Source organism: Marinomonas spartinae (assembly GCF_016461715.1).
Classification (GTDB): Bacteria; Pseudomonadota; Gammaproteobacteria; order Pseudomonadales; family Marinomonadaceae; genus Marinomonas; species Marinomonas spartinae_A.
The window spans coordinates 85,889-104,643 of record NZ_JAEMUI010000002.1; the positions used below are offsets into that span (position 1 = coordinate 85,889).

An 18,755-nucleotide genomic window follows, 5' to 3' on the forward strand; every position below is an offset into this window, starting at 1 on the left:
TGAGGTGAATTAGTGCGCCGCATTCGCGGACCATTGTTCAAGGATGTTTTGGTAAGGCTTAATAAAGTGCTCCTCAGTAAACTTTCCTTGCTTGATGGCCAGTTGGCTGCGTTCTTCTCGATCGTATTGAATGGGCGTCAATGAATGATCTTGGTGTTGTAAACTGGGTTTGAAACGCTCACCAGCCGGGGTATTGGCGTGATAAATCTCGGGTCGATAGATTTTTTGGAACGTCTCCATGGTACTGATGGTGCTGATCAGTTCTAGATTGCTGTAATCGTTTAGCAAGTCGCCAAAGAAATAGAAGGCCAATGGCGCTTTGCTGTTTTGCGGCATGAAGTAGCGAACTTGTAGCCCCATTTGTTGAAAGTAATGCTCGGTCAGAGAGGATTCGTTGGGTTGGTATTCCACGCCCAATACTGGGTGCTGATTGTTCGAGCGCTGGTAGACCTTGCTCTCCGCGACACTTAAGCAAATAACGGGTAGTTTGCTGAAATGACGCTGAAAAGTGGTGGACTGAACAAAGTGCTTAAATATATTGCCGTGCAAGGTGCCAAAGTTTTCGGGAATCGTAAAGCGTGATTGATCCTTGTTGTGGTCAAGCAATAAAACACTGAAATCGTAATCACGGATATAAGACGAAAAGTTATTACCGATCATGCCTTCAATGCGTTGATTGGTTTGATGATCTAACACCGTGGTTTGCAACATTTCAATGGTCGGGAAGGGGCGTCCGTTGCCTTCAATATCCATATCCACGGAGACAATATCCAACTCAACAGAATAACGATCGCCATTAGGATTGTCCCAATGGGCTAGGGCATTAAAGCGTTGATTAATCATGCGCAAGGTGTCACGCAGGTTGTCATAACGTCTCTCACCCCTGGCTAAATTAGCGAAGTTGGTGGTGATGCGGGTGTTATTCGAAGGCCGATAGTTCTCGTCGAAACGAAGGGTCTTAATGGAAAAGGCAAAATTCTGGCTCATAATGTTCGTTATCCCATTTCTGTGATGTCTCTCAGGGGCTTCCCTGCTTTGGATGATCTTTCGATTGCGTCAAAGTCAGCAAAACAATGTATGCCAGTACTCTAGTCTTGATCTTTATATGAGTAAAATTCTATTGATTCACTATTTATTGAATAAAATTAATAGTTCATGTTTTGTGATTCGAATGCATTCCCCTTTCTAATAGGGCGGCGGCGCTTTTGTGCCGACCTTCTTTTTTCTCCACTGAACTCTCTTTTCCTTACTGAACTCTTCTTTTGCCCTCTCTTCTCTTGTTTGGTTTTTTCTTCTCACGCTGAACTCTGTCTTGGTTCGTGAAAGTTGGCTTGCCTTTAATCTTGCCTTATCGAAACGCAGACGCTTTTCGGCGCTCACCCAGTGGGTGAGATGAGTTTTCAATATGAGGGTTTTATTTGATGTTTGCTCAAGTAGACAGTGCGCTTAAAGCCGCGATTACCACGGCCTTGGGCAGTCATGTGAAAGAGGTGGCGAGCCATCCGGGTCATTGGAGCAAGGATGTGGTGAACAGCATGTTGCTGAGTGCACCAGCGGTGTACACCAGTTTCACTAAGGGCAAGTTGTCCGATGTGAACAAGCTAAAAAGCCGCTGGACGCTGTATTTAATCACCCAGTATCCCGCAGGCGATGAGCAGTCGTCCGCGTATGCCTTGATAGTGCGTTTGCTGCAGGCTTTGCATGGCTTGGAGCTGGAGCAAGCGGATGGGCTGATGTTTAAGTCGGTGAAGAATCTGGCGCACTTGGCGGAGGATCAAACCGGTTATCAATGCCATGAGCTTGAGTTTAGTTTGCTGATGCCATGGCCAGATCAGGTAGCGCTCGACGATCTGGACGATTTTTTACGCTACCACGCCGATGAGACAACGCTCGATGGCAAGCAGGTCTTAATCGCCGCTGACACCAAGGTCTTGTAGGTGGGACTTTCGTCCAACAGGCGACTGTCGGAATGACTTTCGATCCACCAGAGACATTTTAGCAAAGGAGCAAGTATGCAAGCAAAAGCCGCCGTGACTGTTCGCCCTGCCAAAGGGCGTCAGGTACGCAAAGAGAACGGCCAGATCATACCGAAGGACGGTATCGATGTGGTGCTAACGAGCTATTACCGTCGTCGTATTAGCGACGGCGACCTTATCGCCATTCAATCTTTAGGAGACAAATAATTATGGCTATTTCTTTTGACAATATTCCCGCGACGCTACGCAATCCAGGGACGTACATTGAGTTCAATAACGAGCTGGCAGGCGCGTCGTCCACTATGTTCAAAGTGGCCATTGCCGGTCAGCGTTTGAATACAGGCACACAAGCGGCGGGCATTCCGGTGCGTGTAACCGATCCGACTCAAGCAACGGCCTTATTTGGTCAAGGCTCGATGTTGGCGGGTCAATGTGCGGCGTTTTTGAATGCCAATACCGATACCGAAATGTGGGCGATTGCCCTAGACGACAACGCCAGCGGCACTGCAGCAGCGGGCTCGATTACCGTCGCAACCGCTCCGATTAGTGCGGGCACAGTGGCCCTGTATGTGGGTGGCACACGCTTAAGTGTGGGAGTAAGTGTCGGTGATTCGGTGGCAACCGTTGCCTCGTCCATTGCGGCACAAATCAACGCGGCATTGGATCTGCCTTTTATGGCAAGCGCAGCGGATGCGGTGGTGACCGTTACGGCGCGTCACAAAGGCGAAGTCTTTAATGGCTTGGATCTGCGCGCCAGCTTCTACGACGAAGCCATGCCGTCTGGTTTGACGCTTTCGTTTGCAAATCTATCTGGCGGTGCGGGTAACCCAGATGTGTCAGTGGCCCTGGATGCCATGGGTGATGAGTGGTTCAACTGGATGGTCTGTCCGTTCACGGATACCGCCAACCTGGTGTCTCTTGAGACGGAATTGGGCGATCGCTTTGGCCCTATGCGTCAGATTGGTTGTCGTGCCTTTATTGCTTTTGCCGGCACTCATGGGGAAACCGGTACGTTTGGCTCAAAACGCAATAGCCCACACGTAAGCTGCATGGCAACGGGCACTAGCCCAACGCCGACTTATTTGGTGTCGGCGATTAACGCGGCGGTGGCGGCGAAAGCCTTGGCGATTGATCCAGCACGACCACTGCAAACCTTGGTATTGAAAGGCATGTTGGCACCAAGTCGCCATCAGCGTTGGAGCCAAAGCGAGCGCAACTTGTTGTTGTTCGATGGTATTTCCACCTTCACCGTGGGCAGCGATGGCACTTGTCGCATTGAGCGTCAAATCACCATGTATCAAAACAACGCCAGCGGCCTTAGCGACGCCAGCTATTTGGACATCTGTACACCAGAAACCTTGGAGCGCATTCGTTACGAACAGCGTTTGATGATTTCGCAACACTATCCACGTCATAAATTGGCGAGCGATGGCACGCAATATGGCGCGGGTCAGGCGATTGTTACGCCGCAGATTATTCGTGGTCAGCTGCTGTCTTTGTACCGCTCTATGGAACAAAAGGGCTGGGTTGAGGATTTTGATACCTACACGGAAAAACTCATTGTGGAACGCGATGCAGACGATGCGAACCGTCTGAACTGGCGCGATACACCGAACCTGGTGAACCAATTGCGTGTGAGTGCAGGCAAACAACAATTCATCATTTAACTCAGCGGGGCCTTTTCTACAAAGGAAAGGCTCACCGTTTTTAATCCGAGCGTTCAACAGAGCGCTTGAAACAATGCTTAACAAGTAGGAGCAAAGACATGGCTAAGGTCGCAAAGAAACTGTATTTCGATATTCCAACGATTGGACGCGTGAACTCGCTGTCTGGCGCAACGTTTAACCCAGGCGGCAGCAAGCGTGATGCCGTGATGGCCGACACCGGTGTGGCAGGCTTTACCGAGGAGCCAGTGGCCCCATCGTGTGAATTCAAAATCGTTAATACCAGCGATATCGATCAAAACCTGTTGCGTAATTTGGTGGACGTGAATGTCACCGTACAAGACGACAACAACAAAGTGTGGGTCATCAACGGCGCTTGGATGACCGAGCCACCGGTGTTATCCGGCGGTGAATACAGCTGCAAAATGCAAGGCATCAGTGCGGATTTGGTGAAGTAATCCCGATTCGTCGCCATTGGCACAGAGCAACACATAGCAAGGGTGGGCGCTTAGGCATAAGCGCCCCGTGAGACCATTGATTAGAGGAAATCATCATGCATCAAGTCACGTTAGAAAAAGGCCTTATGGTCGGAGAAAAACAGCATCTTAAGGCCACTTTGCGGCCGTTATCAGCGGGGGACATCATCGCCGCCATGGAGGAATCCGAGCGAGTGATAATGGCCCCCAATGGGGAAGGCAAGTTTGAGCCCACTTTATTGCTGTCCAATGCCTTAATGGGCGTCAACACACTGCGTCGCCAAGTGGCCTCCCTTGGGGAGATCCAAGGGCCACTGGAAGTCGAGCAGTTCAAGCTGTTGTCGGATGTCGATTTGGACTTACTGCAAAAGGGCGTGACGGCGATGGACATGGCGACCGCTAAGGCAATGGTTGAACGGGGGCGAGATGTCGCTACGGGCTCAGACGATTGAGCGAGCTTTAGTGCTTTTCTCAACTCGACTCCCTTGGACTCGTAGCGATTTTCTTTCCATGACAGAGCGCCAGCTAGTGCGCCTGTCTAGCAATCTCAAAGGGATTAAGTAGGTATTTATGAGCGATCTAAAGGCATCTCTTGCGATGGGGACAGCGGAGAACTTTGTACAGCGTGCCCAGCAGTATGCGGATGCGGTGTCAGCAATGGGCCAGCGAGGCAAGCAGGTAATGGGTGCCTTTAGCAGCTCGTTAGGGCAGGCATCGGCTTTTATTGAGCGTTTACAAGCGCAACTGGGTGAGCCCACAAAAAAAGACGACAAAACAGGGCAGGACGCGAGCGATAAGGCAGAAAATTCCCCGCTAGATAAGGTACTGGAACAAGCTGAAAGCCTCGTGAATGAGCTTTCCCATGCCGTGGATACAACGTCGACAGTGATCGACGGGGTGTCTAACGCCGCTGGTGAAGTCAACGAGTTTTCTTCGGCATCGGTATCGGCATGGCAAGCCATTACCAGCAATAAGTCGAAAACCAGTAGTGAATACTGGAGTGGCGTATTTCAAAGCGTTAGCAACGCATACAAAGAAGGCAAAGACGTGGTGACTTCCGTGCAAACGGTGGTCGACACGTTATCAGGCAAGGCTTTGGATAAAGGTAAAGAGGCGAAGAAACCGACTGTCTCCACCTCCCCTTTATCCAAAGACGTCTTGGCAACGAACGCAGAAACAGCGTTAACAGAACATAGGCTTGCTGGTGGGGCGAATAACAAAGGGGCGACGCCAGCGGCGAATGTGCAGCGCGTCTTTGTGGTCAACATGCCGAAATCTGGGGCGTTCGCAGTACAGCGCGATCAAACCAATAACACCAGCGAGCCTTCTTGGCTAGACCAGATCAAAAGTGCCGTCGATATCGGCAAGGATCTGTTGGATCTAGGCAAGGGCATTAAAGACTTTCGTAATGGCGGCACAAAAGGCGAGTCCCTGTTGGACTTGAGTGATATCGCTGGCCTGAACGAGAACAGCGGCTCAAAAGCCCATGGTAAACCACAGAGTTTGTTGCCGCATTTAGTGGAAAAAGTGGATGCGGATTTTGACAAGCCTGCGGTGCCTGCGAAGCGTTTTCAGCCATCGAAATGGATAAAGGGCATTAAGGGCAATGGTGTTGTCAACGCCCTGGCGGGTTCAGCTGAGCTGGCGGAGGTGTGGAATAGCGATGCCAGCGTGAAGGAGAAGGTCAAGCAATCCGGCGGTGTGGTGGGCTCGGTCGTCGGGTCTGGCTTAGGTACTTGGGGCGGTGCAGCGGCAGGGGCCGCCATTGGCTCGGTGGTACCAGTGATTGGCACGGCGGTGGGTGGACTTATCGGTGGCGTTTTGGGCTCCATGGGCGGCGGTGCTGTTGGGGAATCCTTAGGCAGCCGTTTAACCAGCTGGTTCACCGGTGACGATGAGGAGAAGGCGCCTAGCACAGCAAGTAAGCCCAACGCACAGGGGGCGGCAGATGCCGCGCTAGATAAAGTGCACGGAGAAATCAAAATCAGCGTGGAAGACAAGCGTGTAACGGTGTCGTCGGTGACGGCCCATAACCTGAACTTGTCCATCGCAGGAAGTTCAATGGGAGGCCATCCATGACGTGGCGAGATCGATTACAGCAAGGCACCTTTCGTGGTGTGCGCTTTTTTACCGAGCAGGCCAGCGGCCAAGCCGGTCGACGGGTGGCGGTACATGAGTACCCGCAACAGGACGTGTATTTTGCGGAAGATTTAGGCAAAAAAGCCGAGTCTGAACGTTTGACTCTCTTTGTTGCAGGGCAGGACTACGACCTGGCGCGCAATCAATTGATGCAAGCCTTGAATAAGCCTGGGGCGGGTAAGTTGGTGCACCCCTATCTTGGCACCTTGATGATTCAGGTAACGGATTACGACTGGACCATCAGTACGCAACGGGGCGGATACTGCCAATTCACCGTGCAATATGTGCGGGCTGGGGCTTTATCTTTCCCTGTGTCGATCAGCAGCGCCAGTGTGTTAGCTAAGGCGATTGACCAAGCGTCGCAAACGGTACAAGCGGATTTTGCCAAGATGTTTAGCGTCGATAAAAACGCGTCTTTTGTGGAAGACGCAGCGCGGGATTTACTGCAGCAAGGCGCCACCTTACTGAGTCATTTAAACGGCCAAATGATGGGATTACTGACGCCGTTATCGCAGGTAGGGAGCAAGGTAGCGGACAAGATCGACGATTTTGTCGGCAAGCTGGACGACTATCTGACGAACCCAGAAGCACTGGCCAAAGGAGTGAGCGAAGTCGTGAGCACGGTGTTTGACGACATGGACGACATGAAAGCCGTGTTGTCTGGCTATCAAGAGACTTTGGACACCTTCGCGACGGATCTGACCAAGCAAGTGAATACCGTGACCATGACCTTTAATCGGCAACAGGAAGCCTTGAACAAAGCGGCGTTGAATACCCTGTTTACGGCCAACGCGACCTTGTCCATGGCCCAGGCCATGGTCACGCAAACGGGCTTGTTTACCACCTTAAATGAGGCGCGTAAAACGCGGGATCTGGTGTTGGCACAAATCGACGATTTGATCGAAGTGGGCACGGATCAAGCCTACGAGGCGTGGGCGGATGTGCAAACCGCCATTATGAAACGCATTGATGAGCTGGAGCCTAACTTAGCGACGGAAGCGACAACGCAATTAGAGCAATCCGTCCCTGCGTTGGTGATGGCTTACAACCTCTATGGGGATGCCCGTCGTGAGTTGGAGTTTATCCGCCGTAATGGATTACCCAACCCTTGTAGCGTGCCCGCTGGTGTGGACCTGGAGGTGCTGAAATGAACGAATTACAGCATGTGTTTGGTGGCAAGGAGGGCGCCACTGATCGATTGTTGGTGAGCATTGATAACAAGGTGCATCGCTTTTGGACGCAAGCCACCATTGCTCGCTCCATGGAGCGGGGGGCCCATTCGTTTGAGTTGTCCCTGACGGACAGCATGGAGGCCACTGGCCTAGGCGGCCACAGCGCGTCAGCCCGTGCTGTGCAACCCGGTATGAGCGTCACCGTGTACGTCAACGATGAGCCCATCATTGCGGGTTATATCGACGATGTGAACGTCTCCTACTCCAGTAAGAGCCATCAACTGAACGTGACGGGGCGCAGCAAAATCGGCGACTTGATCGATTGCACCACCGTGGGTAAGCAATTTCAGGTCGGACAAACTCTGGCGGGCATTGCTCGTCAATTATGTGCGCCTTTTGGAATTGAGGTCAGCGTGGCAGACAGTGCCAAAGACGCCGCCAATGAAGTGTTCAAGAGTGATCAAATGTTGGATCTTGGGCAATCCATTTGGGAATTTCTCGAAGGGTTAGCGCGTTTGAAAGCCGTGCTCCTGGTATCGGATTGGTCAGGGAATTTGCAGATTACCCGAGCGGGAGCGGACTTGGCCGAGGTGGCCTTGGTACTTGGAGAAAACATCCAAAGTGCTTCTGGCCACTTCAGTGCCCGTGGGGTGTTCAGCGAATACACGGTGACAGGGCAACAGATGAAAACCCCATCGACGAATCAAGATGCCAAAGCCATTACCCAGAATCAGGCCAAGGTAACGGCAGCGGGGCGCTATCGTCCGTTTGCCTTGAGCGCCGATGGACCAGCGGATGTGGCTGCCTGTGAAACACGGGCTAAGTGGCAGAAAAATGTGAATGAAAGCCGCGCCAAAACCATGACTTATACCGTGCAAGGCTGGCGACAAACACCGAATGGCACGCTTTGGGCACCCAATGCCTTGGTCTCGGTACAAGACCCTTGGATGGGCTGGGATGGGGAGCTGTTGATCACGGAAACCCGTTTGATGCTCAACGAAGGCGGCTCGACAACGGAGATTCATCTGTTGCCAAAAGGGGCGTTTGATCTCAAGCCCGTTAAGGGGAAGTAAGCATGGATATGGTAAACAGTTTAGTTCGGAAAATCCGCCGTTTGGCGGGGCGTGCCTTGATTCGTCGAGTGCGATACGCCAATAAGATTCGCTACTTTCAAGTCCAGCAAGAGGGCGGCATGCCCCTCGACAATGTGGAGCATATGGAGCCCTTTGGTTTTACCTCGCATCCTTTGCCGAATGCGGAAGCCGTGGTGCTGGCCTTTAATGGCAATGGCTCCAACAGCGTCGCCATTATGGCGGGAGACCAGCGTTATCGCTTGGTGATCGACGAAGGGGAAGCGGCGGTTTACAACCACCATGGGGACAAGGTGCATCTGAAAAAAGACCGCACCATCAGCGTGGAAGCGGCCACTAAAGTGGAACTGGTGACGCCCCACACCCATATGACAGGCAAGTTGACCGTGGCTGAGACGATTGAGGCTCAAGGGCACATCACCTCGCAAGACAAAATCACCGCTGCGAGCGTGGTGCAAGGGGCCAGCTTTGTCAACGCCGCTGGCTCAGGAAGCATGGGAGAAGACGGCACCATGCAGGTGAAAGAGGTGGTCGCCAACGGCATTAGCTTGAAAAAACATACCCATATGGACGCAGAAGGGCGTCCGACAAATCCCCCGACAGGAGGTTCGTAATGATGATTTCTTTAGCTTACAGCAATGAACTTGGCGGTTTAGACATCGTCCCCGCCACCGACGACGCGCTGACTTGGCTGGACAATGCAATTTCCATCTCGCTCTTTACCGATGCGCGAGCCAGTGACGATGATCTCTTGCCCGATGGCAGCCAAGACAAACGCGGCTACTGGGGCGATATGGATTTGCCCGATAAGCAAAGCTTGGGCAGCAAGCTGTGGTTGTTGAGCCGTAGCAAGATTACCCAAGAAACGCTCAACGCCATGCACGATTACCTCACCCAAGCGGTGCAGTGGCTGATCGACGAAGGGCACTTGCAGGCGATCAATATCAAAGTGGAGCGGGATAGGGCAACACAACAAGGGGTTGGGGTTCCGAATCGAGTGAATTTTCGCTTGGATTGCCAACTAAATAATGGCGAGTGGGTGTCGGTTTTTAGAGCACACGACATAACAAATGGAGAGTAAAAGATGGCTTTTTCACGCCCAACACGAACAACAATTCAAGCCCGTGTCGCCGCTGACATAGAGCGACACAGTGGTCAAAAAGCCACTCGCCGAGGGGATGTGTATTACCCATTGGCACAGGCGGTGGCCGGGGCAGCCCATGGTTTGCATGGGCACCTGCAATACAACGTCGACCAATTATTTGACGACACATGCGACGATGACAACTTGCTGCGCCGCGCCGCTGAGATGGGGATCTATCGAACCCATGCCTCTCGCGCGTCGGGCACGGCGACGATCACCGGGAATAACGGCGCCACCGTGCTGGTGGACACCTTATTGCAAACCGACGACGAGGCGACCTATCGCGTCACCCAAGCGGCCACCATTGCCGATGGTCAAGCGGTACTTGCCTTGACGGCAGTCAATGCGGGCAGTACGGGCAACTTACCGGCAGGCAGTACATTGCGCTTTGTCAGTACCCAGTTGGATATCGACGTGGAGGCCTCCGTCATCAGCCTTACGGGCGGTAGCGATATGGAGGCTATCGATCGAGTGCGCAAGCGCCTAGCCGAACGCCGTAAAAACCCCAGCATGGGTGGCAATAAGGCGGATTACATCACCTGGACCTTAGCGGCCCATAACGATGTGACACGGGCCTGGTGTTATCCCCATGAATTGGGACTGGGGACGGTGACGGTGCGCTTTGTCACGGAGGATTTACCGTCGCCCGTGGCCAGTGAGGCACATCTTGCCGCGGTGAAGGCGTATATCGATGAAAAGCGCCCCGTCAGCATGAAACAGCTTTATGTCTTTCCGGTGATCGCGAAGCCTTTGGACATTCGTTTTACCACGGTTGCGCCGAACACCGCCGCTGTACGAGCTGCCATCATCGCTGAGTTAAAGGACTTACTTCGTCGTAAAGCCGAGCCTGGTGGCACCTTGTTTTTGAGCCAAATACGGGAAGCCATTTCCCTGGCCTCAGGGGAAGACAACCACGTGATTGACTTAACCCATGATGTCACCTGTGGCACGGGTGAGTTTCTGGTATTAGGAGAGATCTCATGGGCAGCAGGCTAACGAATCAAACAACGGCGATGAATCAATCATTCGCCAAGCCAGTGCTCAGCGAGCCAGTCAGCGAATACCAGCATGCTTTACTGGCGCTCTTGCCCCGGGGTAACGCCTGGGCCAAGGTGCCAGATTCTCAGTTGGGTAGGCTGATGGCAGGCATTAGCGAAGAGTTGGCGCGAGTGGATCAGCGGGCGTTGGATGTCTTAAAAGAATCCCACCCCAGCCAAGCCTATGAAACCTTTGCTCAATGGGAGGCGGAGTATGGTTTGCCCGATCCTTGCAGCGGGGTGGATCCCTCCTATCAGGAGCGGTTGGCGGCTTTGCTGCAAAGCTATCGTATGAAGGGCAGCCAGAGCCGAGAGTTTCTGATCGAGATCGCCGCCATCATGGGGTATCAGATCACCATTACCGAATACCAAACGGCTCGCTACGGCCAGCCTTACGGCAGTTTGTATGGGGGTGAAGATTGGGCCTTTACTTGGCAAATTAACGCGGCGCAATACAGCCCAAAAACACGGCACTATGGCGATCCATGGGGGGATAGATATCGCACCTGGAGCAACCAACGACTCGAATGTGTGTTCAACCGCCTAAAACAGGCCCATACACACATTATTTTCAAATATATCGAAGAGAAATAATTATGGACTATCCAAAAAGAGATGACCTTCCAAACGGAAGATTTACCGACGGTGATCCGGCTCACAATATTCTCGCCAGTCGGGACAGCGCCGAACAAATGAATGCGGTGTATGACGAAATTCGCGCCGCCATTCAGGCGGGAGGGTTGACGCCGGATGTGAATGATAATACACAGCTTTCGAAGGTTCTGAAGCAATTTGTTGCAAAGAATGTTCAGGGGGATGGCCTTGGTAATACCGTTTCAGGTATTCGGGGAGAAATAACAACAGAAGATTTTTTTGTGGATAGAAAGCCTGGGCTTTACAAAGTTCAAAATGCTTCATCTTCTCCAAATCCCAATAGACCTCCTGTTGATACCTGGGGAGGAAGTGAGCTTTATGGCACATTGATGGTAGATCGTTGTGAGTTTTTCGGGGAAAAAAGAGCCGTCATGATGTTTACGTCTACTGAAAGCGAAATGTTTTGTTGCTGTTCTAATGCTGACTCTTATGGCGAGTGGGTGGCGATTACTCCATACCATCAACGCTCCCATATAAAAGTTGCTTCAGGAAGCGAAAATGCGATTGTTTTAACGAGTCAACCTGGGGAAAAGAAGGTTAAGCTCTTTAAAGGAGATGATGAATTTCAATTTTATGTGCCTTTAACAAACACAACTGGAGCTGTGTCTTTAGCCATAGATGGGATTGGACCAGTTTCCATTGCCAATGTGGTAAATGCGAATCAGTTAATTAAAGGCGCTTTAGCCACCGTCAGATTCTTAGAAGGCAAGTTTTGGCTGGTTCGTCAAGTCAACCCGAAAACGGGCAATGATGTAAAAGATATCGGAAAGCTAATCGTTGATACGACCGACCATGTGGAATCGGGGGAAATCATGTTAGATGGCTCTTCACTCAGTCGTGCGGAGCATCCCATTTATTGGGCCAAAGTACAGACTATCTCCAACCTAATAGATCAATCTCAAAAAAACACAGATCCTCAAGCCTACGCTGGCTACTACGGCACAGGAGATGGAATTACAACTTTTACTATTCCAACACTGAGTGGGGAGTTTATTCGAGGCTACGACAATGGGCGTGGTGTAGATGTTGGAAGGGTTTTTGGTGCTTTTCAGAATGATGAATTTGGTTCTCACTCCCACCAAGCTGGCGCAGCTGGAAATTCATCAGCAATAGGTGATATTTCATTTTCTGGCTGGCGTGCTTGGGTTAAAGGAGGAGGTGTGTCTCAATTAGATGCAACAGGAGATGAGATAAATGCATTAACTATGTCTGGAGGGAATGAGACCCGGCCTCGAAATATTGCTTACTTTTTCAAAACACGATTATAAGGAGAGATCAAAATGCAATTATATACTTTTAAACAAGGCGAGACTTACCCTGTTTTTGTTGGGCAACTAGAAGCCGCTATCGATTCCGTAACGGGAAAAGAATTGATTCCCGCTTATGGTACGCAAGAACCAATCATTGATGAACAATCAGACTTTCAACGCTACTTCAAAGGCGGTAAATGGCAATACGTTGTCGATCATATCGGTAAGGAATATTGGGATGCCGATGGCACCAAGCACACCATTTCTGAATTGGGTGTAGAGGTACCAAAAGAGGCGCTGTTAGAGGCCCCTGTGATTCCTCCTAGCACAGAAGAGCTAGCGGCTCAGGCCCGTGCCAAACGCGATGCTTTGGTGGATAGAGTGACACGTGAAATTAACCGCTTGGAAGACGCGGGCAAAGACGCCAAAGCATGGCGAGACTATCGTGTCGTCTTACGAAATGTGCCAGAACAAGCAGGCTTCCCACAAGAGATTGATTGGGGCAAACAGCCAGCGGCTTTCACTGGAAAATAGGAGTGTAAAATAAAAGCGACTAGTTAAAGCTGAAAATCGCTCTGTCACTGATCTCTAACAGAGGGGACTTGTCCCTTCTATGAACCATTATTCCTCGCAAGAGAGTGTTGCCCTGTTGGATATAAAACAGTGCTTCACTCTCTTTTTTGCAAGCCTATCTCTCTAAGAGGATAGGTAACGAATACATTCAAAGGAGACAGTCGATGAACTACCCAGACAGCAATGATCTTTACCAAGGCAAATTTACTGATGGCGACCCACTAACAGGCCTTCCTGCTAGCCAAGATTCCGCTGAACAAATGAATGCGGTATACGACGAGCTGATTAATCTAATTCGAGAAGGGGATGTGGTCGAAAATGTCAGCGCCTTATCCCAGCTTGCTTTATCTGTGAAAAACCAAATACGTGGCACCTCCGTTATGACCACCACGGGCGATGCGAATGACATCCAATTGACCTCACCTGCTGGTAAGCAAACCGTCCAAGCGCTAAAAGACTATGACAAAATTTACTTTCGAGTAAATCTTTCAAATTCGCAGAGTAACGTCACCCTGACTATCGATGGACTAGCTCCTATTGCCCTGTCCAATGTAGTAGGCGCGAATCAGCTGTTACAAGGCGCATTGGTGACCGTCACTTACCTCGATGGCCGCTTTTGGCTCACCGAACAGATTAATCCCAAAACCGGCAACGATGTAAACGACATCGGCAAACTCATCGTCGACACCACCAACCATACGGCTACTGGGGAAATCGTGCTCGATGGCTCAACACTGAGCCGTACTGAGCACCCCATCTATTGGGCCAAAGTACAGACCATCTCCAACCTAATCGATCAAGCCCAAAAAGACGCCGACCAGAAGACTTATGCTGGTTATTATGGCACTGGTGATGGGGAAACGACTTTTACCATTCCAACACTGGGTGGTGAGTTTATTCGTGGCTACGATAATGGACGTGGTGTGGATGCCGGGAGAAGTGTTGGTAGCTTCCAGTCCAGTATGACATCTATTCCTGATGGTGTGATTATACGAGTTGGATCATTTGGTAATGATGATGGTGCATATGACTCAAATGGAATATCAAATACTCGTAATGTGAATGATCAATCTCCAGCTCCTTGGGGGAATTCTAGTACTAAATATTATGAAACTCGTCCTCGTAATATTACATATTTTTTCAAAACCCGCCTATAAAAACCAATAGCGATTCTCTAAGCCCAGCCGAGATACTTGCTCTGCTGGGCTTTTTTTACGTCTCTTATTTCTATCTTAAAAAGCTAACACTGAACCCTGACAGACAGCACCCATCGCGCTTTCCCTGCATTATAAATACCAAGAAAAGCGGCGGGTTTTGCTCAAAACAAGTCTACCTCTTTTCTTTTTCTTCTCTCAATAAGCGATACCTTGCACCAGCCGCCTTCTGCGTCTGACTCGCTGATTGGAGTAATGACCAAAAATAGGAGACAGTCAATGAACTACCCAGATAGTAATGACCTTTATAACGGCAAATTTACCGATGGTGATCCAGCTGAGGGGCGATTAGCCAGCATTGCATCAGCGGAACATATGAACGCGGTTTATGATGAGTTGATTAACGTTATTGAAGGGGCAGGGGAAATCCCGAACCATACAAACCGTAACCAGCTACTTGGCGCGATCAATAGACTTAGAAAAGACGAGTTATATGATACTGCGACAGATTATTTTGCTACTCAAGGGCGTAAAAACATCTTAGTTAATGGAAAGCCTCAGGTATGGCAAAACGGAGAGTCATTTTCGTCAACAGGATACACGGCAGATCAATGGTATACGGTTCTCTCTTCAGCGACTTGCATTCGTGATCCTGACCCTAAAAAGGGCATGTTGATTATCATAAACAGTGACAATGGTGATGGTCAGTTTCATCAATTGCTAGAACAGTTGGCAGTCAAGCGATTAAGGGGTCATACGCTAACCTTTAGTGCGGAATATGCCGTTAATGCGGCTTTTCGAGGTGACTTAAAACTAGAAGTTTTTTATTCAAATAACAGCGATATGGAGCCTTCCGTCAACGCGTCGATTGGGCATAAAAGCTTTACTCCTTTGTCTTCTAGTACAGGAGTCGAGTCTTTTACCTTTGACGTTCCTACGGATGCAGTAGGGTTGCGAGTGGCATTGCTTCCAGTGTCAAATCAACCGAAAGGGGCAGAAATGGCGCTTTATAATGCTCAACTTGAATTAGGAGAAAAGGCAACTAGGTTTGAATACAGCCATTATTCTGATGAATTGATACGCTGCTTTCGCTACTTTTATAAACGAGATAAGCGTATTCATCTTCACTCATATACTGGCAGTACCTATAACCACGATGTGATGTTCCCTACGGCAATGAGAAGTTTGCCGTCCGTTTCATTAATTGGTGTATACGGAAATGTTGTCGCTCTGTTTAGTGTAAGTACATATAACTGGAGTGTGCTAGGGATCTATCTTCACAATAATGATAAAGGTAGTACTTCGGGAAATTATGTCAATGGGCTTATCGCAGACGCTAGGCTGTAAGGAGAGAATAGTATGAACATTTTAAGTGTAAAAGCATGTAGCAATGGCTACTTGGTTAATAAAGAAACTTTTGTACCTAACGATTTGGCAAACGCCCATTACTTAAAGGTTCAGCAATGGATTGCTTCAGGTAATACAGTCGAAGATGAGTTTACTGAAGCTGAGCAGCTAGAGCAGAAAAAGACGTCGGCTAACGTGGAATGCACTCGTCGTATCAACGCAAAATGGGATCAAATTGGCCAAATTAATGCATCCCTTGGAGTGTACAGCAAAGAGGAGAGTGCCGCATGTGCAGACTGGATAGCACAAAATAGAGGCGCTTTGATGAACCTATTAAAGCGCGAAGATTTAGTCCGTCTAGATATCAGTGATGATCAACATTGGCCTGTTTGATTTTTGTCCCAATAAACACTGATGAAAACATAGTCTACAACAGGAATTAAACCTTCCAATCTAATTCAAAAGCGGCCTATCTTAACCATAGATAAGCCGTTTTTTTGTGATGCCAATTATTACGGAAAACACTGACATAAACAGCAGTACATGACAGAGCGGACTAACTCACAATTTAGTATGCCATTTTAGACGTTATAAAACGGTTTTCTTTAGTTGGTCGATGGTTTGTTTTTGGTATTCCACAAAGTCGGCGCTCGGTTGCTGTAAGCTAATGAATTTTAACAGCGGGTCTTCAACGTCTGTTTTGTGTCCCGATAATGCTTCCATGGTTGCTAAACCACAAAAGGGCACATAACTTTCTGCATAGCCTCCCTCATGGGCCAATACTAATCGACCTTCACAGAGTTGCTCGGCTGCTTTTTTGAGCATTGTTGTCATTGCTCGGAAGGTATTGCTGTGAGCTTGCATTCTCGCTAGAGGGTCAACTGCGTTGGCATCATAACCACAAGCAACGATGATTAAGTCTGGCTTATATGCTTCTAATGCTGGTAGTACAATTTGTTCGAAAGCATAGATATACGCATCGTGACCACTACCGGGTAGCAGGGGGATGTTAATATTATACCCTTCGCCTTTTCCTACTCCTCGGTCGTTCGCGCCGGAATAACCAGGCGGAAAGCAATTTTCTTGATGAAGAGAAATGCTGAGCACATCATCACGTTCTAGGTATATATGCTGAGTACCATTACCATGGTGTACATCCCAGTCGACAACTGCAACGCGCCCTAGGTTGTGTTTCGCTTTTGCTTTTTCAATGGCAATAGGGATGTTTGCTAGAAAACAAAACCCCATTGCTTCGTTAGGTAGGCAATGGTGGCCTGGTGGTCTGCATAATGCGTACGCATTGATCACTTTCCCTAACATAACGTCCTCTACCGCTTGGCTTACTAATCCAGACGATAAACAGGCAATTTCAAAGCTGCCGTTGCCAATGCTTGCATTGGGGCCGAGTTCTCCACCGTTGAGATCACTTAACTCTTTGAATTTTTTAAGATAGCTTTCTGGGTGAATACGTCGTAAATCTTCATAATCAGAAGGAGAGGCGCCATTTACGTTAAGTTTTTGAGTCAAACCCGAGCGGTCCATTAGATTTTTCAAGCGTCGTTTTGTCTCGGGAGACTCAGCATGGCTGGAGCCAGACGGCGGTTGTACCCAGCCTCCAATAGGAAGGGGGCCGACGTAGGATCCAGCAACGTGCCAGAAACAAGTCTCATCATAATAAAAGCCTGTAGTTTTCATTTTATGTTCCTTTTGTGTGTTTTTGAACGTAGTTAGCCCCAAGCGGCATTTTAGTGCTTGTGAGGATTTCTTATTAGAAGGTTGTTATTTGAGAACTGAGCTATGAATTGGCTAAGAGCTATTTGTCTTGGGTATTTCGGCTAATAAACGACTGATATCGGCCTTATTGTGTACTTCAAGTTTGGTATAAATGGATTTTATGTAGTATCGGACGGTATTGGGTGAAATGCCTATTTCTTGGGCGATTTCTTTGTAGGTAAAGCCTTGTCCAAAGCGGAGAGCCACTTCTTTTTCCCTGGTTGATAGTTGATCAATGGCAGAGATGGGGTGGGCAAGCAGTAGAAAAACATCGTCCTTCGCTTGAATATCAATGACCAGATGACGGCCATTAATGCTCTTTTGAGTAGGGTTAAAGGGTAATTGTGGTCCATGCCAATCTGGGTATTCTGTTTGAATTAATTCAGCAAAAGCCGGCTCGCTACTGCGTAAAAGACCATTGTTATCACAGGTGGCAAGTACAACATCGGTACCATTTTGGGAGCCAAAAAGTGCGTGACAGTTTCGAATATGATTAATGGATGAAGCCGCAAGTAAATGGGGCATTAATGCTTGAAAGAGTTGTTGCTCCAATGTTGAAAACATCGGTGCGTATTTGTCTCGATATATACTTAGGTGGTTGCCTAGTCCAGAAATTGTATCATTGTGTTGCACACACATGATTTTGTTAAAATGAAACTCATGACCAAGTTTTATTAAATGCTCTGACACCTTGTCAGTTTGTAGATTTATACTAATGGCCTCACCGAAGTTTTTTTGAACCAATTCGATGGTATTGTCAAAAAAACGCATCTTATGCCACGCATCGAAATAGTTGTCCGGCAAGTTGTAGAAGTAGCAACTGTGCATTGCGCCAGGTGTATAGATGATCTCAGAGCCTCTGCCCCACCAAGCCGACTTAAAGGGAATCATTGATTGAAGACATTCTAGTATCGTTTCCAGAAAACGTTCCAAAGGTTCTTCACGTGCCAACCGATAGACCTCAAGCAGCGTTCTACTGAAAGCGTCGATAATGGCGCCCTCGGAAGTAAAATAGTGATCTAATTTTGGCATTTCGACTCCAGTCTGAGCGATCCTAAAATTGACTATAAATTGATCTTATCCCTATTTTTGATCGGTAAATACCCTACAGATGTAGGGGGAGTGGTAAAAAATAAGCGGGTTTCAAGCTGAAATGTTATGTAAACAGACATTTTCTGGTTGGGTCTTTTGTATGAGCAACTTAACTTATGTTAAGCGGGAGAGTGATGCATTAACAAAGAGAGGAAGCGCTTCCTTGCATTGAGTTTTGGTCTTCCTTTAACCCCTTTATTCCAAATTACCTAT

General features: G+C 49.0%; 20 protein-coding genes. 17 read left to right on the forward strand and 3 right to left on the reverse strand.

Annotation, left to right across the window (positions count from 1 at the left end; translation table 11 throughout):
• Positions 1–9: 9 nt before the first annotated feature.
• Positions 10–987, reverse strand: coding sequence for a DUF1852 domain-containing protein (locus JHD45_RS02275; RefSeq protein WP_199474583.1), 978 nt, complete (start codon positions 985–987; stop codon positions 10–12).
• A 434-nt stretch (positions 988–1,421) separates the two neighbouring features.
• Between JHD45_RS02275 and JHD45_RS02280 the strand changes: the two genes are divergently transcribed.
• The 17 genes from JHD45_RS02280 (at position 1,422) to JHD45_RS02360 (ending at position 16,070) form a co-directional block, all read left to right on the forward strand.
• Positions 1,422–1,937: a phage protein Gp37 gene (locus JHD45_RS02280; RefSeq protein ID WP_199474584.1), complete on the forward strand. Its 516-nt coding sequence runs from the start codon at positions 1,422–1,424 to the stop codon at positions 1,935–1,937.
• Positions 1,938–2,012: 75 nt separating this feature from the next.
• Positions 2,013–2,183, forward strand: a complete 171-nt coding sequence (locus tag JHD45_RS02285; protein ID WP_083200885.1) for a DUF2635 domain-containing protein — start codon at positions 2,013–2,015, stop codon at positions 2,181–2,183.
• A 2-nt stretch (positions 2,184–2,185) separates the two neighbouring features.
• A complete protein-coding gene (locus JHD45_RS02290) occupies positions 2,186–3,643 on the forward strand; it encodes a phage tail sheath subtilisin-like domain-containing protein (RefSeq protein ID WP_199474585.1) in 1,458 nt (485 codons plus the stop codon).
• A gap of 98 nt (positions 3,644–3,741) precedes the next feature.
• Positions 3,742–4,098 carry a phage tail tube protein gene (locus JHD45_RS02295; RefSeq protein WP_067015274.1) on the forward strand — a complete coding sequence of 119 codons (357 nt, stop codon included), beginning with the start codon at positions 3,742–3,744 and terminating at the stop codon, positions 4,096–4,098.
• A 95-nt stretch (positions 4,099–4,193) separates the two neighbouring features.
• A complete protein-coding gene (locus JHD45_RS02300) occupies positions 4,194–4,568 on the forward strand; it encodes a phage tail assembly protein (protein ID WP_199474586.1) in 375 nt (124 codons plus the stop codon).
• A 118-nt stretch (positions 4,569–4,686) separates the two neighbouring features.
• The gene (locus JHD45_RS02305; protein ID WP_199474587.1) at positions 4,687–6,195 is read left to right on the forward strand and encodes a hypothetical protein; all 1,509 of its coding nucleotides are present in this window, start codon (positions 4,687–4,689) and stop codon (positions 6,193–6,195) included.
• Positions 6,192–7,406 carry a DNA circularization protein gene (locus tag JHD45_RS02310; RefSeq protein WP_199474588.1) on the forward strand — a complete coding sequence of 405 codons (1,215 nt, stop codon included), beginning with the start codon at positions 6,192–6,194 and terminating at the stop codon, positions 7,404–7,406. Before JHD45_RS02305 ends, JHD45_RS02310 begins: the two co-directional genes overlap by 4 nt.
• Positions 7,403–8,500, forward strand: a complete 1,098-nt coding sequence (locus JHD45_RS02315; protein ID WP_199474589.1) for a phage baseplate assembly protein — start codon at positions 7,403–7,405, stop codon at positions 8,498–8,500. Before JHD45_RS02310 ends, JHD45_RS02315 begins: the two co-directional genes overlap by 4 nt.
• Before the next feature lie 2 nt (positions 8,501–8,502).
• Positions 8,503–9,132: a phage baseplate assembly protein V gene (locus JHD45_RS02320; protein WP_199474590.1), complete on the forward strand. Its 630-nt coding sequence runs from the start codon at positions 8,503–8,505 to the stop codon at positions 9,130–9,132.
• The gene (locus tag JHD45_RS02325) at positions 9,132–9,599 is read left to right on the forward strand and encodes a phage GP46 family protein (RefSeq protein ID WP_199474591.1); all 468 of its coding nucleotides are present in this window, start codon (positions 9,132–9,134) and stop codon (positions 9,597–9,599) included. Before JHD45_RS02320 ends, JHD45_RS02325 begins: the two co-directional genes overlap by 1 nt.
• 3 nt (positions 9,600–9,602) lie before the next feature.
• Positions 9,603–10,658: a baseplate J/gp47 family protein gene (locus JHD45_RS02330; protein WP_199474592.1), complete on the forward strand. Its 1,056-nt coding sequence runs from the start codon at positions 9,603–9,605 to the stop codon at positions 10,656–10,658.
• The gene (locus tag JHD45_RS02335) at positions 10,643–11,293 is read left to right on the forward strand and encodes a YmfQ family protein (RefSeq protein WP_199474593.1); all 651 of its coding nucleotides are present in this window, start codon (positions 10,643–10,645) and stop codon (positions 11,291–11,293) included. The genes JHD45_RS02330 and JHD45_RS02335 overlap by 16 nt, the downstream gene beginning before the upstream one ends.
• Before the next feature lie 2 nt (positions 11,294–11,295).
• Positions 11,296–12,621 (forward strand): hypothetical protein, encoded by a 1,326-nt coding sequence (locus JHD45_RS02340; protein WP_199474594.1) that lies wholly within the window; start codon positions 11,296–11,298, stop codon positions 12,619–12,621.
• 12 nt (positions 12,622–12,633) lie between these two features.
• Complete coding sequence (locus JHD45_RS02345; RefSeq protein WP_199474595.1) at positions 12,634–13,137, forward strand: phage tail assembly chaperone; 504 nt, start codon at positions 12,634–12,636, stop codon at positions 13,135–13,137.
• A gap of 203 nt (positions 13,138–13,340) precedes the next feature.
• On the forward strand, positions 13,341–14,333 hold the full coding sequence (locus tag JHD45_RS02350) for a hypothetical protein (protein ID WP_199474596.1): 993 nt from the start codon (positions 13,341–13,343) through the stop codon (positions 14,331–14,333).
• A 276-nt stretch (positions 14,334–14,609) separates the two neighbouring features.
• Entirely contained in the window at positions 14,610–15,677 is a 1,068-nt protein-coding gene (locus tag JHD45_RS02355) for a hypothetical protein (protein ID WP_199474597.1), read from the forward strand.
• A 12-nt stretch (positions 15,678–15,689) separates the two neighbouring features.
• Positions 15,690–16,070, forward strand: a complete 381-nt coding sequence (locus JHD45_RS02360) for a hypothetical protein (RefSeq protein ID WP_199474598.1) — start codon at positions 15,690–15,692, stop codon at positions 16,068–16,070.
• 195 nt (positions 16,071–16,265) lie between these two features.
• Here JHD45_RS02360 and JHD45_RS02365 read toward each other — a convergent pair whose 3' ends face one another.
• The gene (locus JHD45_RS02365; protein ID WP_199474599.1) at positions 16,266–17,372 is read right to left on the reverse strand and encodes a class II histone deacetylase; all 1,107 of its coding nucleotides are present in this window, start codon (positions 17,370–17,372) and stop codon (positions 16,266–16,268) included.
• A gap of 111 nt (positions 17,373–17,483) precedes the next feature.
• Positions 17,484–18,482 (reverse strand): helix-turn-helix transcriptional regulator, encoded by a 999-nt coding sequence (locus tag JHD45_RS02370; RefSeq protein WP_199474600.1) that lies wholly within the window; start codon positions 18,480–18,482, stop codon positions 17,484–17,486.
• Positions 18,483–18,755: the final 273 nt, after the last annotated feature.

Bases quoted from the DNA above. Each gene is read 5' to 3' on its own strand.
- JHD45_RS02275 (WP_199474583.1), bottom strand. From the start codon at position 987: ATGAGCCAGAATTTTGCCTTTTCCATTAAGACCCTTCGTTTCGACGAG.
- JHD45_RS02280 (WP_199474584.1), top strand. From the start codon at position 1,422: ATGTTTGCTCAAGTAGACAGTGCGCTTAAAGCCGCGATTACCACGGCC.
- JHD45_RS02285 (WP_083200885.1), top strand. From the start codon at position 2,013: ATGCAAGCAAAAGCCGCCGTGACTGTTCGCCCTGCCAAAGGGCGTCAG.
- JHD45_RS02290 (WP_199474585.1), top strand. From the start codon at position 2,186: ATGGCTATTTCTTTTGACAATATTCCCGCGACGCTACGCAATCCAGGG.
- JHD45_RS02295 (WP_067015274.1), top strand. From the start codon at position 3,742: ATGGCTAAGGTCGCAAAGAAACTGTATTTCGATATTCCAACGATTGGA.
- JHD45_RS02300 (WP_199474586.1), top strand. From the start codon at position 4,194: ATGCATCAAGTCACGTTAGAAAAAGGCCTTATGGTCGGAGAAAAACAG.
- JHD45_RS02305 (WP_199474587.1), top strand. From the start codon at position 4,687: ATGAGCGATCTAAAGGCATCTCTTGCGATGGGGACAGCGGAGAACTTT.
- JHD45_RS02310 (WP_199474588.1), top strand. From the start codon at position 6,192: ATGACGTGGCGAGATCGATTACAGCAAGGCACCTTTCGTGGTGTGCGC.
- JHD45_RS02315 (WP_199474589.1), top strand. From the start codon at position 7,403: ATGAACGAATTACAGCATGTGTTTGGTGGCAAGGAGGGCGCCACTGAT.
- JHD45_RS02320 (WP_199474590.1), top strand. From the start codon at position 8,503: ATGGATATGGTAAACAGTTTAGTTCGGAAAATCCGCCGTTTGGCGGGG.
- JHD45_RS02325 (WP_199474591.1), top strand. From the start codon at position 9,132: ATGATGATTTCTTTAGCTTACAGCAATGAACTTGGCGGTTTAGACATC.
- JHD45_RS02330 (WP_199474592.1), top strand. From the start codon at position 9,603: ATGGCTTTTTCACGCCCAACACGAACAACAATTCAAGCCCGTGTCGCC.
- JHD45_RS02335 (WP_199474593.1), top strand. From the start codon at position 10,643: ATGGGCAGCAGGCTAACGAATCAAACAACGGCGATGAATCAATCATTC.
- JHD45_RS02340 (WP_199474594.1), top strand. From the start codon at position 11,296: ATGGACTATCCAAAAAGAGATGACCTTCCAAACGGAAGATTTACCGAC.
- JHD45_RS02345 (WP_199474595.1), top strand. From the start codon at position 12,634: ATGCAATTATATACTTTTAAACAAGGCGAGACTTACCCTGTTTTTGTT.
- JHD45_RS02350 (WP_199474596.1), top strand. From the start codon at position 13,341: ATGAACTACCCAGACAGCAATGATCTTTACCAAGGCAAATTTACTGAT.
- JHD45_RS02355 (WP_199474597.1), top strand. From the start codon at position 14,610: ATGAACTACCCAGATAGTAATGACCTTTATAACGGCAAATTTACCGAT.
- JHD45_RS02360 (WP_199474598.1), top strand. From the start codon at position 15,690: ATGAACATTTTAAGTGTAAAAGCATGTAGCAATGGCTACTTGGTTAAT.
- JHD45_RS02365 (WP_199474599.1), bottom strand. From the start codon at position 17,372: ATGAAAACTACAGGCTTTTATTATGATGAGACTTGTTTCTGGCACGTT.
- JHD45_RS02370 (WP_199474600.1), bottom strand. From the start codon at position 18,482: ATGCCAAAATTAGATCACTATTTTACTTCCGAGGGCGCCATTATCGAC.